Source organism: Streptomyces sp. NPDC048483, assembly GCF_040651455.1.
Lineage (GTDB): Bacteria > Actinomycetota > Actinomycetes > Streptomycetales > Streptomycetaceae > Streptomyces.
Genome location: NZ_JBEZJZ010000008.1, coordinates 1 through 12,668, shown reverse-complemented (window position 1 = coordinate 12,668; position 12,668 = coordinate 1). Strand labels below are relative to the sequence as shown.

The window sequence follows — 12,668 nt, the reverse complement described above, 5'->3', positions numbered from 1 at the left end:
CCGCCGGACGGGCCCCGAGCCGGATGAGGCTGAAGACGGCGGTTGCCCCGCTCCCCTGCGCCGGGGCAACCGCTCTTCAGCAGGCAGCGGCCGTCATACGGCGCTGCTGCAGTCCACAACGAGGGAGGGGCCGGTGCCCTTGCCGGAATCCTCGTCGGCCGGTTTGCCGTCGACCAGCATTTCGCACCCCACCTCCCCCTTTTTGGCGGCGTCCAGCGGCGCAATGGCAACGGCCGGATAGCGGCCCTTTTCCACCCGCACGGTCGCGGACCACGGCGCCTTGACCTTCTTGAATTCCACGGTGTGGCCACCGGAACCCTTGGTGCCGGTCATGGCGATATTCAGCGACAGATTCGACGTCACCGTGAACTTCACGGAAACTTTCCCCGCACCGCTCCCCGGGGCGCCGCCCTTGCCCTCCGAGCTGCCGGAACAGCCCGCCAGCAGGGTTACCACGGCGACCATACCCACCGTGGCCCTGCTCGCACGCATTCCTTGCCACGTCCCTCTCCCACAGAGCGGTCGGCGCGTTATCGGCGACCTCCCGAGCGATCTTTCCATGGCCGTCATGACGGAATCTAGCTTCCCGAAACATGGAATGCAGAAAAGTTGTGGTGCACTCGGGATCAGTACGAGGGAAAGGGAAAACGGCCGCTTTGCGGGGAGGGTACGCCGCCGCAGGGCAGGAGCGGGATCAGTTCCCGGAGCGCTGTGCGCCGGCGCCGCTGCCGGCCTCCTGGCGGATCGGCTCGCACAGCACCGTAATGATCTTGTTGCGGCGGCCGGCCGGGGATTCCGCGGTCAGCCGCAGCGCCTTGAGCCCCGGGTCGTAGGCGTCGTCGGAGAGATCGACCTCGGCCGTGGCACCCGCGATCGGCACCCGCCCCAGGAGCTTGGCGAGCAGCCCGCCGACCGTCTCGACGTCCTCGTCGTCCAGCTCGGCCAGGCCGTAGAGCTCGCCGAGCGCGCCGATGTCGAGGCGGGCGGTGACGCGGTAGCGGCCGTCGCGGAGGTCCTGGACGGGCGGCAGCTCGCGGTCGTACTCGTCGGTGATCTCGCCGACGATCTCCTCCAGGATGTCCTCGATGGTGACGATGCCGGCCGTGCCGCCGTACTCGTCGATCACCACCGCGACGTGATTGCGGTCCTGCTGCATCTCCCGCAGCAGATCACCGGCGTTCTTCGTGTCGGGCACGAACACCGCCGGCCGCATCGCCGACGACACCAGCTCGGTCTCCGCGTCCCGGCTGATGTGCACCTTGCGGGCCAGGTCCTTGAGGTAGACGACGCCGACCACATCGTCCTCGTTCTCGCCGGTCACCGGGATACGGGAGAAACCGGAACGCAGCGCGAGGGTCAGCGCCTGGCGGATGGTCTTGAAGCGCTCGACGGACACCAGGTCCGTACGCGGCACCATCACCTCGCGGACGAGGGTGTCGCCGAGCTGGAAGACGGAGTGCACCATCCGGCGCTCCTCGTCCTCGATCAGCGACTCCTTCTCGGCCAGGTCCACCAGGGAGCGCAGCTCGGCCTCGGAGGCGAACGGACCCTTGCGGAAGCCCTTGCCGGGAGTGAGGGCGTTGCCGATGAGGATCAGGAGCTGCGGGATGGGGCCCATGATGCGGGCCAGCGGGAGGAGGACGTAGGCGGCGGCGGTCGCGGTGTTCAGCGGGTGCTGGCGGCCGATGGTGCGTGGTGAGACGCCGACGGCGACATAGGAGACCAGCACCATCACGGCGATGGCGACGCTCAGGGCCTGCCAGGTCTTGTCGAAGGACCGCAGGCAGGCGTACGTGACGAGGACGCCCGCGGCCATCTCGCAGCCGACCCGCACCAGCAGCGCGACATTCAGATAGCGGGTGGGGTCGGCGGCGACGGCGGCGAGCTTGGCGCTGCCACGGCGGCCGGAACGGACGGCCTCCTCGGCGCGGAAGCTCGTCGTACGGGCGAGGCCCGCCTCGGCGCAGGCGGCGAGCCAGGCGATCACAACGAGCAGGACCGCGACCGCGATCAGCTGGGTGGTCATGGGGGCGCCCGGTCAGGACACGGTGGGGGCCGGCGAGGGACCGGTCAGGCCCCGCTCGGCCCGCCAGCCGTCGATGATCGCCGCCTGCAGGCCGAACATCTCGGCCTTCTCGTCCGGCTCCTCGTGGTCGTAGCCGAGGAGGTGCAGCACGCCGTGGACGGTGAGCAGCTGGAGCTCCTCGTTCATGGAATGCCCCGTCGCGGCCTCCTCGCCCTGCTTCTTGGCGACCTCGGGGCACAGCACGATGTCACCGAGGAGCCCCTGCGGGGGCTCCTCGTCGTCCTTGGCCGGCGGACGCAGCTCGTCCATCGGGAAGGACATGACATCGGTCGGACCCGGCAGGTCCATCCACTGGATGTGGAGCTGTTCCATGGCCTCGGCGTCCACGACGATGACGGACAGCTCGGACAGCGGGTGGATACGCATCCGGGCAATGGCAAAGCGGGCCACGTCCAGGACGGCCTGCTCGTCGATGTCCCATCCGGACTCGTTGTTGACGTCGATCGACATGGGGAGGTTTCGTCTCGCTTCTCGGTCTGGCGTGCCCGCGAGGTGGCCTACTGGCTGCCGTTGCGGCTGTCGTACTTCTCGTATGCGTCGACGATACGGCCCACCAGCTTGTGCCGGACCACGTCCTTGCTGGTGAGGAGGGAGAAATGGACGTCCTCGACGCCGTCCAGGATCTCCCGCACCTGGCGCAGACCACTCTTGCCGCCCGGCAGGTCGACCTGGGTGACGTCACCGGTGATGACGATCTTGGACTCGAAGCCGAGGCGGGTGAGGAACATCTTCATCTGCTCGGGGTTGGTGTTCTGCGCCTCGTCGAGAATGATGAAGGCGTCATTGAGGGTGCGGCCCCGCATGTATGCCAGCGGCGCCACCTCGATCGTCCCCGCCGCCATCAGCCGCGGGATCGAATCCGGGTCGAGCATGTCGTGCAGGGCGTCGTAGAGCGGGCGCAGATACGGGTCGATCTTCTCGTAGAGGGTGCCGGGCAGGAAGCCCAGGCGCTCGCCGGCCTCGACGGCGGGGCGGGTCAGGATGATGCGGTTGACCTGCTTGGCCTGGAGCGCCTGGACGGCCTTGGCCATGGCCAGGTACGTCTTGCCGGTGCCGGCCGGGCCGATGCCGAAGACGACGGTGTGGTTGTCGATGGCGTCGACGTAGCGCTTCTGGTTGAGGGTCTTGGGGCGGATCGTGCGGCCCCGGTTGGAGAGGATGTTCTGGGTGAGTACCTCGGCAGGGGTCTCGCCTATCGCGCCCCCACCGTCCTCCGCCGCGCGCAGCATGGCGATGGAGCGTTCCACTGCGTCCTCCGTCATCGGTTGTCCGGTGCGGAGCACCAGCATCATCTCGTCGAACAGGCGCTGGACGAGGGCGACTTCATGAGCGTCCCCGACGGCGCTGACTTCGTTGCCCCGGACATGGATGTCGGTCGCCGGGAAGGCCTTTTCGATCACCCGCAGCAGCGAGTCCCCGGATCCCAGCACCGTCACCATCGGGTGCTTGGCGGGAACGGTGAACTGGGCGCTCGCCTGCGGTTGCATGGGTGTCTGCGTCATGGGCCGGCTCGGTAGCCTGCTCAACCCCCATCCTTTGCTCTTCGGAGGCGCCTGCGCTCGCGAAAAGGCGCCCGCGGCCTGACCTCTCCTTGGGATACAAGAGTACGACGGGGCACTGACAAGGCCGAAGGCTTTTCGCGGCGGGAAAGGGAGGGGCCCCCGCCGCCGCTCAGGCCGGGCGGCGGAAGCCGATCGTCGGGACGGCGCGGGCCAGCGGTGCCGGCCGGTAGGCAGCGGGCAGCACATCGTCCAGGAACCCGTACCGGCGGCGCAGCGCGGCCGGGGCCTCACCCATCCGCGCCCCCTGCCACCAGGCCGCGATCTCGGCCCAGCCGGGCGCGGAGAGCGAGCCGCCGAATTCCTGCACCGACAGGGCGGCACTCAGGCCCGCGAAGGCCAGCCGGTCGGCGAGCGGCCAGTCGGCGAGGGTGCCGGTGACGAACCCGGCGACGAAGACGTCCCCGGCGCCGGTGGGGTCCAGCGCCTCGACGGCGATGGCGGGCACCTCGGCGCTCTCGCCGGTCCGCCCGTCCGCGGCGCAGGCGCCCTCGGCGCCCATGGTGACCACCGCGAGCGGGACGCGTTCGGCCAGCTTGCGGGCGGCCGCGCGCGGGCAGTCGGTGCGGGTGTAGCGCATCGCCTCCTCGGCGTTGGGCAGGAAGGCCTCGCAGTGTTCGAGGTCGGCGAGGTCGGCCGGGTCCCAGCGGCCGCTGTCGTCCCAGCCCACATCCGCGAAGATCCGGCTGCCGCGGCCGGCCGCGCAGCCCAGCCAGCCCTCCCGGCGGCCGGGCACCAGCGAGGCGACGCAGGCGCGGGAGGGCGGCGGGCAGCCCGGCGCATGCGCCCCGTCGAAGGCGGACTCGGGCGGCGGCGCCTCGTGGCCGTGCGAGACCATCGTGCGCTCGCCCTCGTACGCCATGGAGACCGTCACCGGGGAGTGCCAGCCGGGAACCGTACGTGACATCGTCAGGTCGATGCCCTCGCCCCTCTCGAGCGCCTCCCAGCAGTACTCGCCGTACATGTCGTCGCCGAATGCGGCGGCCAGAGAGGTGCGCAGCCCGAGCCGGGCCAGCGCCGTGGCCATATTGGCGACGCCTCCCGGGCTGGAGCCCATGCCGCGGGCCCAGGACTCGGTGCCGCGGACCGGCGCGGAATCCAGGCCGGTGAAGATGATGTCCAGGAAGACCGTGCCGGTCAGATAGACGTCGGTGGGCGGATCGTCCGCGCGGCGCACCTCGGCCAGCGGGTCGAGGGCCGTCGGCACGGCGGCCGGGCCCGCAGCAGGCGGTTGGACATCGCGTCGGCCACTGCTCACCGCGCTCGCCCCTCTCCTATCGGCACGTGCCGCCAGTCTGCCCGATGCTGCGGTACGTTCCGCCTCATGAGGCTCACGATTCTCGGCGGTGGCGGTTTCCGGGTGCCCCTGGTGTACCGCGCGCTGCTGGACGACCCGGCGCGCTCCGTCTCCGAAGTGACCCTGTACGACACCGACGCGCGCCGGGTGGCGGTGATCGCCGACGTGCTGGCGCGGCTGGCGCAGGGCCGTCCCGATCCGGTGACCGTACGCGTCGCCCAGGACCTGGACAAGGCCCTGACCGGCGCCGACTTCATCTTCTCCGCGATCCGGGTGGGCGGTACGGCGGGCCGGGTACGCGATGAGCGCATCCCTCTGGCCGAGGGGGTGCTGGGGCAGGAGACGGTCGGCGCGGGCGGCGTCCTGTACGGCCTGCGCACCATCCCGGTGGCGCTGCATCTCGCCGAACGGGTCGCCGCCCTCGCCCCCCAAGCCTGGGTCATCAACTTCACCAACCCGGCGGGCATGGTCACCGAGGCGATGTCGCAGGTGCTGGGCGACCGCGTCATCGGGATCTGCGATTCACCGGTGGGGCTGGTGCGGCGGGCGGCCCGCGCGGCAGGCGCGGACCCGGACCGGGTGGCATACGACTACATCGGCCTCAACCACCTCGGCTGGCTGCGGTCGTTGACCCTCGACGGTGCCGAGCTGCTGCCGCGGCTGCTGACCGACGAAGCCGCGCTGGGCTCCTTCGAGGAGGGCCGGCTCTTCGGCGCCGACTGGCTGCACACCCTGGGGGCGCTCCCCAACGAGTACCTGCACTACTACTACTTCCGCCGCGAGACCCTCGACTCCGTACGGGCCGCCAAGGAGACCCGCGGCGAATTCCTCGATCACCAGCAGGGCGGTTTCTTCGAGCGGGCCGCGGCGGCGGGCGGGCCCCAGGCGGCGTACGAGCTGTGGGAGCGGACGCGGCGGGAGCGCGAGGAGACGTACATGGCGGAGAGCCGGGAGGCGAGCGGCGGGTGGCAGCGCGACAGCCATGACCTGGAGGGCGGCGGCTACGACCGGGTCGCGCTGGCCCTGATGCACGCCATCGCCGGCGACCGCGGCACCCGGCTGATCCTCAATGTCCGCAACGGGTCGACGGTGCCGCAGCTGGCACCGGACGCCATCGTGGAAACGGTGTGCGAGGTGACGTCGCAGGGGGCCCGCCCACTGCCGTGTGCGCCGCTGCGCGAGGACCAGTTGGGGCTGATGCTGCAGGTCAAGGCGGTGGAGCGGGCGGCGGTGGAGGCCGCGACGTTCAAGGACCGCGGCGCGGCGCTGCGGGCACTGGCGCTGCATCCGCTGGTGGACTCCCCCGCGGTGGCCGCCCGCATCCTGGAGCGGGCGGCCGGGGAGGGGTAGGGACCGGCGTCCGTCCGGACGGCACGCAGGATGCGGTCCCTGTGCCGTCCCGCCGGCAGGCCCCGGCCGGCTAGTGGCCGCGCTGGATCCATTCCTCCAGGTGCGGGGCCTCGTCCCCGATGGTCGTCGGATCGCCGTGCCCCGTACGGACCTCGGTCCTCGGCGGCAGGGTCAGCAGCCGGTCGCGGATCGAGTCGATGATCGTGGGGAAGTCGGAGAAGGACCGGCCGGTGGCGCCGGGGCCGCCCTGGAAGAGGGTGTCGCCGGTGAAGACGGTGCCGAGGTCGGGCGCGTAGAGGCAGACCGCGCCCGGTGCGTGCCCCGGTGTGTGCAGCACGGTCAGATCCGTACCGGCGATGGTCATCACCTGCCCGTCGGACAGGTGCGCGTCGGGGGCGGAGTCGGGGTGGGTCTGCTTCCAGAGCGGCAGGTCGTCGGGGTGCAGATGGATCAGTGCGCCGGTGCGGGCGGCCAGCGCCGGGGCGGCGTCGATGTGGTCGTTGTGGGCGTGGGTGCAGATGATCGCGCGGAGCGTCCGGCCGCCGAGGGCCGCCAGGATGGCCTCGGCGTCGTGCGCCGCGTCGATGACGACCGCCTCGACGTCGTCGCCCACGATCCAGACATTGTTGTCGACGTTCCAGGTGCCGCCGTCGAGGGAGAAGGTCCCCGAGGTGACCAGGTGATCGATGCGCGCCGTCATCAGAGCGTCACCACCGAGCGCAGGACATCGCCCGCGTGCATCCGCTCGAAGGCCTGCTCGATGTCCTCGATGCCGATGGTCTCGGTGACGAACGCGGCAAGGTCGATCCGCCCCTGCTGATGCAGATCGATCAGCATCGGGAAGTCGCGGGAGGGCAGACAGTCGCCGTACCAGGAGGACTTGAGGGCGCCGCCGCGCCCGAACACGTCCAGGAGGGGAAGTTCCAGGGTCATGTCCGGGGTGGGGACACCCACCAGGACGACGGTTCCGGCGAGGTCGCGGGCGTAGAAGGCCTGTTGGTACGTCTCGGGCCGGCCGACCGCCTCGATGACGACATCGGCGCCGAAGCCGCCGGTCAGCTCGCGGATCGCCGCGACGGGGTCGGTAGTACGGGAGTTGACGGTGTGGGTGGCGCCCATGGAGCGGGCCGTCGTCAGCTTCCGGTCGTCGATGTCCACCGCGATGATCTTCGCCGCCCCTGCCAGCCGCGCGCCCACGACGGCGGCGTCGCCCACCCCGCCGCAGCCGATGACCGCGACGGAGTCGCCGCGCCCCACACCGCCGGTGTTGATGGCCGCGCCGATGCCCGCCATCACCCCGCAGCCCAGCAGCCCGGCGACGGCCGGCGAGACCTCGGGGTCGACCTTGGTGCACTGCCCGGCGGCGACCAGCGTCTTGTCGGCGAACGCTCCGATGCCCAGCGCGGGGCTCAGCTCGGTGCCGTCCTTCAGGGTCATCTTCCGCTGCGCGTTGTGCGTGTCGAAGCAGTACTGCGGACGCCCGCGCAGACACGCCCGGCACGCCCCGCACACCGCACGCCAGTTGAGGACGACGAAGTCCCCTGGCGCCACATCCGTCACACCCGCCCCGACCGACTCCACCACGCCCGCCGCCTCATGCCCCAGCAGGAACGGGAACTCGTCGTTGATCCCGCCCTGCTTGTAGTGCAGATCGGTGTGGCACACCCCGCACGCCTGGATCTTCACCACGGCCTCTCCGGGGCCGGGATCCGGCACCAGGATCGTCTCCAGCCGGACCGGTTCGTTCTTCCCCGGCGCAATGACGCCGCGCACTTCCTGTGCCATGAACAGCCCCTCTCAAAGATCACCTGGGGACCACTGTGGCGCATGGCGACCGAGCCGTGCCATACCGCATGCGGGTGCGGTATGGCCGGGGAGGAGGTCCGCTCGGCCAGGTGGCGGACGGGCGGCGGCGTCCGCCGGGCCCCGGGTTCACCAGCGCGGCACCGTGGGCTTCACCCACCCCGGATCCGCCACCCGCATCGCCGCCGCATCATCACGGGAGCGATATCCGCCGTCGTCCTCCAGCCAGCGGCGGTGCAGCGCGGCGAGCCGGTCCCGGTCGAGGTCGATGCCCAGGCCCGGGGCGTCGCCGACGGCCAGGCGGCCGTCGCGGAAGGTGTGGCGCTCGGTGAGGACGTCCTCGGTCTGCCACGGGTAGTGGGTGTCGCAGGCGTGGTCGAGGCGGGGGACGGTCGCCGCGACCTGGGTCATGGCGGCGAGGCTGATGCCCAGGTGGGTGTTGGAGTGCAGGGACAGGCCGACGCCGAAGGTGCGGCAGATGGCGGCCAGTTCGCGGGTGCGGTGCAGGCCGCCCCAGTAGTGGTGGTCGCAGAGCACGACCTGGACGGCGTCGCGGGTGAATGCCTCGGGGATCTCGTCGAAGCTCGTCACGCACATGTTGGTGGCCAGGGGGAGGCCCTCCCGTCGCCCGCCACCGCCCCCGCCGGACGGGTTTCGCCCCGTACCTTTCAACGCGGCGGCCACCTCCGCCATCCGGGCGGTGCCGCTCACCGGGTCCTCCAGGTATTCCAGGACATCGCGCAGCTCGTGCGCCACCTGGAGCGAAGTCGGCACGCTCCAGGCTCCGTTGGGGTCGATACGCAGCGGCCGGCCGGGGAATGCGGCGGCCAGCGCCCGGACCGCCGCGATGTCCTGCGCGGGCTCGAAGACGCCGCCCTTGAGCTTGAAGGACGTGAAGCCGTAGGTGTCGGCGAAGCGGCGGGCCTGCGCGACGATGCCGGCCGGGTCGAGCGCCGCGCCCCAGTCGTCGGGCTCGCCGCGGCCGCCCGGGTGTGCGTCCCACCGGTAGAAGAGGTACGCGCTGTATTCGACGCGGTCCCGGACCTTGCCGCCCAACAGGGCGTGCACCGGCAGACCGGTGGCGCGACCCCAGGCGTCCAGACAGGCCACCTCGAAGCCGGAGACCACCGACAGGCGCAGTTTGCCGGCGGTCTGCGCGCCACGCAGTCCGCCGGCGTCGACGGCGTCGGCACCGGTTGCGGCGGACGACTCCCCGCACACCTGCGCGGCGAGCTCGGGCAGCCCGTTCAGATCCGTGACCGTACGGCCGACGAGCGCGGTCGCCAACGGGCGGGCCAGGTCGAGGTACTTGGTGTCGCCGTAGGTCTCACCGAGCCCGGCGACGCCGCCTTCCGTCACCACCTCGACGATCAGCCGGGGGGTGTACGGCTGGTGTACGCCCTGCGTGTTGAGCAGGGGCGGATCGGCCACCAGGACCGGGGTGAGCCGGACCTCGGTGATGGTGAGGCTGTCCACGGGGTGACTCCTGCACGGTCGAGGGCCATGGGCGGTCGTTCATGGGGCGCCATAAGGGGTGTTCGTATATGTGGGTGCAGTCCGTATATGAATCCGGAGCGTAAGGAGCCCGCGCAGTGGACGTCAACACCCCACCCCCATAAGGCTTTACCAACCATTTAATCTTCGCGCGTAGATACAGAATTGGCGGCTCTGTTAGACACCTACCTGAATGCCGTTCTGATTCTGTCCATGTCATCCGAAGGAGCCGCGCATGCCCCGTCCCGCCCCCTTCCGTCGCCTCTCCCGTCGCGCCCGCCTCGGCGCCGCGACGGTCGCCGCGCTCGTCACCGGCACCGCCGTCTTCGGCATCGGCCAGGCGACCGCCGAGCACTCGGTCCCCCGCACCGACAAGGAGATTCCCAATCTCACCCGGGTGCAGGACCAGATCACGGCGTACTACGGCGACACGGTGACGGCCGACGGCCAGCACTACGCCTCCCCGCGCAGCAACTACGCCCGCCAGGTCCGCGGCATCGAGGCCAAGGCCCGCAGCTACCTGACCAAGGAACTCGCGAAGCCCGCCGCCCGCTCCGGCAAGCACACCAGGCCCGCCATCGTCCTGGACATGGACGACACCACCCTGCTCACGTACAACTACGAGCTCCAGGTGGGCTTCCACTTCACCCCGGAGAGCCAGGACAAGTACCTCGCCACGACCGACATGGACCCGGTCTTCGGCATGAACCGGCTCGTCAACTGGGCGCACAGCAAGGGCGCCGAGGTCTTCTTCCTCACCGGCCGCAAGGAGGCGCAGCGCGAGTGGAGCGTGCGCAACCTGAAGAACGTCGGTTACGGGGTGCCGCTGGACCTCACGCACGTCTACCTGAAGAACAAGGAAAACCCGCCGCCGTACCTCCCCTGCGGCGCGGACTGCACGACCACCGAGTTCAAGTCGGGCACCCGTCAGCACATCGAGTCCCTCGGCTACCACATCGTCGCCAACTTCGGGGACCAGTACAGCGACCTGAACGGCGGCTTCGGCGACCGCACCTTCAAGATGCCGAACCCGATGTACTACCTGCCTTAGCCGCAGGCCGCGGGCGTCCGGGGGCGGTCAGTGCCTCTTGGGGAGCGGCACGCGCATCAGGTCCTGGGCGACGGTGAGTTCGCCGGTGAACCCCGCTGCGCGTGCCTGCCGCTCGAACTCGTCCGGGTCGGCGTAGCGCTGCGAGAAGTGGGTCAGGACGAGATGGCGTACGCCCGCATCCCGGGCCACGCCAGCGGCCTGTCCGGCCGTCAGGTGACCGTGGTCGATGGCCAGTTGGATGTCCTCGTCCAGGAAGGTCGACTCGATGACGAGCATGTCCACGCCCGCCGCCAGCGCGTACGCCCCCTCGCACAGCCGGGTGTCCATCACGAAGGCGAACTTCTGGCCGGGCCGCAGTTCGCTGACCTCTTCGAGGCGGACGCCGTTCAGCTCGCCGGTGCGCTGCAGGCGGCCGATGTCGGGGCCGGTGATGCCGTGCTCGGCCAGCCGGTCGGGCAGCATCCGCCGGGTGTCCGGCTCCACCAGGCGGTAGCCGTACGACTCGACCGGGTGGGAGAGCTTGCGCGCCTCCAGGGCGTACGACTTCGAGCGGTCCAGCTCGCCGTCCTCGGCCACCGGGCGCGCCTTGAGCCGGACCGTCTCGCGGTAGGCGGTGGCGTACCGCAGCCGGTCGAAGAAGCGCTGGCCACTGGCCGGATAGTGGGCGGTGACGGGGTGCGGCACCCGGTCCAGGTTGATCCGCTGGATCACCCCGGCCAGGCCCAGCGAGTGGTCACCGTGGAAGTGCGTGACACAGATCCGGTTGAGGTCGTGCGCGGCGACCCCGGCGCGCAGCATCTGGCGCTGGGTGCCCTCACCGGGGTCGAAGAGCACCCCCTGGCCGTCCCATCGCAGCAGATAGCCGTTGTGGTTGCGGTGCCGGGTGGGGACCTGGCTGGCGGTGCCGAGGACGACCAGTTCACGTACGGACATGGCTGGTTATCCGGGAGGCCACTGGAGGCCGCGGCCGCCCAGGACGTGCAGGTGTGCGTGGAAGACGGTCTGGCCGGCGCCGGCGCCGGTGTTGAAGACGACCCGGTAGCCCCTGTCCTCGCACTTGTCCTCGGCGGCGACCTCGCGCGACTCGCGCAGTATGTCGGCGATGACCTGCGGTTCGGCGGCGGCGAGGGCCGCGGCGTCCGGGTAGTGCACCTTGGGGATCACCAGGACGTGGGTCGGGGCCTGGGGGTTGATGTCGCGGAACGCGACGGTGGTCTCGGTCTCCCGGACGATGGTCGCGGGCACCTCCCCCGCCACGATCTTGCAGAACAGGCAGTCGGCCTGCGGTTCTCCCGCCACCGGTGGGCTCCCTCGAGGTCGCGCCGTGTGCGCCGTACGCACACGTCGTACGCACCGTGCGTACGGCCTCGGATGCTACCGGGCGGCGGCCCGATCACCCGGTCGCGGGGCCCGGGGATCACTAAGCTGGCCCGGCAGACGCTTATCGCCCACAACCAGGAGCTATCCACCATGGCAACCACACGCACCGCCAAGACCCACTGGGAAGGCAACCTCCTGGAGGGCAAGGGCACCGTCGCCCTGGAGTCCTCCAAGGTCGGTACGTACGACGTGAACTGGCCCGCCCGCGCGGAGCAGCCGAACGGCGTCACCAGCCCCGAGGAGCTGATCGCGGCGGCCCACTCCTCCTGCTACTCCATGGCGTTCTCCCACGGCCTGGCGGGCAAGGGGTACACGGTCGCCGCGCTCGACACCCAGGCCGATGTCACCTTCCAGCCGGGCGAGGGCATCACGGGCATCGTGCTGACCGTCCGCGCGAGCGTCCCGGGCCTGTCCGAGGAGGAATTCCAGGCGGCCGCCGAGGACGCCAAGAAGAACTGCCCGGTGAGCCAGGCGCTGGCGGGGGTCAAGAACATCACGCTGGATGCGCAGCTCGTCTGACACATCGTGAGGTGAGGTGAACGGCGGTGGGGGGGGGCGGGGGGGGGGGCCCGGGGGGGGGCGGCGCCGGGAAGGAGGGTGAGGGGGGGGCGGGGTGGGAGGGGGGGCGGGGGGAGGGAGGGTGGGGGA

13 protein-coding genes are annotated in these 12,668 nt (G+C 70.8%); 3 read left to right on the top strand and 10 right to left on the bottom strand.

The window, feature by feature from the left end; genetic code table 11:
• Positions 1-93 precede the first annotated feature (93 nt).
• The 5 genes from AB0D04_RS06375 to AB0D04_RS06355 form a co-directional block, all read right to left on the bottom strand.
• The gene (locus AB0D04_RS06375; protein ID WP_362699955.1) at positions 94-375 is read right to left on the bottom strand and encodes a hypothetical protein; all 282 of its coding nucleotides are present in this window, start codon (positions 373-375) and stop codon (positions 94-96) included.
• 319 nt (positions 376-694) lie between these two features.
• A complete protein-coding gene (locus AB0D04_RS06370) occupies positions 695-2,026 on the bottom strand; it encodes a hemolysin family protein (protein WP_362699953.1) in 1,332 nt (443 codons plus the stop codon).
• A gap of 12 nt (positions 2,027-2,038) precedes the next feature.
• A complete protein-coding gene (gene ybeY / locus AB0D04_RS06365) occupies positions 2,039-2,536 on the bottom strand; it encodes an rRNA maturation RNase YbeY (RefSeq protein WP_362699951.1) in 498 nt (165 codons plus the stop codon).
• Between the two features lie 47 nt (positions 2,537-2,583).
• The gene (locus tag AB0D04_RS06360; RefSeq protein ID WP_362699949.1) at positions 2,584-3,588 is read right to left on the bottom strand and encodes a PhoH family protein; all 1,005 of its coding nucleotides are present in this window, start codon (positions 3,586-3,588) and stop codon (positions 2,584-2,586) included.
• 169 nt (positions 3,589-3,757) lie between these two features.
• Complete coding sequence (locus AB0D04_RS06355; protein ID WP_362699947.1) at positions 3,758-4,903, bottom strand: PfkB family carbohydrate kinase; 1,146 nt, start codon at positions 4,901-4,903, stop codon at positions 3,758-3,760.
• A gap of 66 nt (positions 4,904-4,969) precedes the next feature.
• Between AB0D04_RS06355 and AB0D04_RS06350 the strand changes: the two genes are divergently transcribed.
• A complete protein-coding gene (locus tag AB0D04_RS06350; RefSeq protein ID WP_362699945.1) occupies positions 4,970-6,292 on the top strand; it encodes a 6-phospho-beta-glucosidase in 1,323 nt (440 codons plus the stop codon).
• Positions 6,293-6,362: 70 nt separating this feature from the next.
• Here AB0D04_RS06350 and AB0D04_RS06345 read toward each other — a convergent pair whose 3' ends face one another.
• The 3 genes from AB0D04_RS06345 to AB0D04_RS06335 all read right to left on the bottom strand — a co-directional run bounded on the left by AB0D04_RS06345 (position 6,363) and on the right by AB0D04_RS06335 (position 9,571).
• Positions 6,363-6,992 (bottom strand): MBL fold metallo-hydrolase, encoded by a 630-nt coding sequence (locus AB0D04_RS06345; RefSeq protein ID WP_362699943.1) that lies wholly within the window; start codon positions 6,990-6,992, stop codon positions 6,363-6,365.
• Positions 6,992-8,077: an S-(hydroxymethyl)mycothiol dehydrogenase gene (locus tag AB0D04_RS06340; RefSeq protein WP_362699941.1), complete on the bottom strand. Its 1,086-nt coding sequence runs from the start codon at positions 8,075-8,077 to the stop codon at positions 6,992-6,994. Before AB0D04_RS06340 ends, AB0D04_RS06345 begins: the two co-directional genes overlap by 1 nt.
• Before the next feature lie 147 nt (positions 8,078-8,224).
• Entirely contained in the window at positions 8,225-9,571 is a 1,347-nt protein-coding gene (locus AB0D04_RS06335; protein WP_362699939.1) for an enolase C-terminal domain-like protein, read from the bottom strand.
• A gap of 253 nt (positions 9,572-9,824) precedes the next feature.
• Between AB0D04_RS06335 and AB0D04_RS06330 the strand changes: the two genes are divergently transcribed.
• Positions 9,825-10,640 carry an HAD family acid phosphatase gene (locus AB0D04_RS06330; protein WP_362699937.1) on the top strand — a complete coding sequence of 272 codons (816 nt, stop codon included), beginning with the start codon at positions 9,825-9,827 and terminating at the stop codon, positions 10,638-10,640.
• A gap of 27 nt (positions 10,641-10,667) precedes the next feature.
• Here AB0D04_RS06330 and AB0D04_RS06325 read toward each other — a convergent pair whose 3' ends face one another.
• Both AB0D04_RS06325 and AB0D04_RS06320 read right to left on the bottom strand, forming a co-directional pair.
• The gene (locus AB0D04_RS06325) at positions 10,668-11,573 is read right to left on the bottom strand and encodes a ribonuclease Z (protein WP_362699935.1); all 906 of its coding nucleotides are present in this window, start codon (positions 11,571-11,573) and stop codon (positions 10,668-10,670) included.
• Between the two features lie 6 nt (positions 11,574-11,579).
• Positions 11,580-11,939 carry a histidine triad nucleotide-binding protein gene (locus tag AB0D04_RS06320; RefSeq protein ID WP_362699933.1) on the bottom strand — a complete coding sequence of 120 codons (360 nt, stop codon included), beginning with the start codon at positions 11,937-11,939 and terminating at the stop codon, positions 11,580-11,582.
• A 171-nt stretch (positions 11,940-12,110) separates the two neighbouring features.
• Between AB0D04_RS06320 and AB0D04_RS06315 the strand changes: the two genes are divergently transcribed.
• On the top strand, positions 12,111-12,539 hold the full coding sequence (locus tag AB0D04_RS06315; RefSeq protein WP_362699931.1) for an OsmC family protein: 429 nt from the start codon (positions 12,111-12,113) through the stop codon (positions 12,537-12,539).
• The last annotated feature ends 129 nt before the right edge of the window (positions 12,540-12,668 follow it).

Bases quoted from the DNA above. Each gene is read 5' to 3' on its own strand.
- AB0D04_RS06315 (WP_362699931.1), top strand. From the start codon at position 12,111: ATGGCAACCACACGCACCGCCAAGACCCACTGGGAAGGCAACCTCCTG.
- AB0D04_RS06330 (WP_362699937.1), top strand. From the start codon at position 9,825: ATGCCCCGTCCCGCCCCCTTCCGTCGCCTCTCCCGTCGCGCCCGCCTC.
- AB0D04_RS06360 (WP_362699949.1), bottom strand. From the start codon at position 3,588: ATGACGCAGACACCCATGCAACCGCAGGCGAGCGCCCAGTTCACCGTT.
- ybeY (WP_362699951.1), bottom strand. From the start codon at position 2,536: ATGTCGATCGACGTCAACAACGAGTCCGGATGGGACATCGACGAGCAG.
- AB0D04_RS06340 (WP_362699941.1), bottom strand. From the start codon at position 8,077: ATGGCACAGGAAGTGCGCGGCGTCATTGCGCCGGGGAAGAACGAACCG.
- AB0D04_RS06370 (WP_362699953.1), bottom strand. From the start codon at position 2,026: ATGACCACCCAGCTGATCGCGGTCGCGGTCCTGCTCGTTGTGATCGCC.
- AB0D04_RS06345 (WP_362699943.1), bottom strand. From the start codon at position 6,992: ATGACGGCGCGCATCGATCACCTGGTCACCTCGGGGACCTTCTCCCTC.
- AB0D04_RS06350 (WP_362699945.1), top strand. From the start codon at position 4,970: ATGAGGCTCACGATTCTCGGCGGTGGCGGTTTCCGGGTGCCCCTGGTG.
- AB0D04_RS06325 (WP_362699935.1), bottom strand. From the start codon at position 11,573: ATGTCCGTACGTGAACTGGTCGTCCTCGGCACCGCCAGCCAGGTCCCC.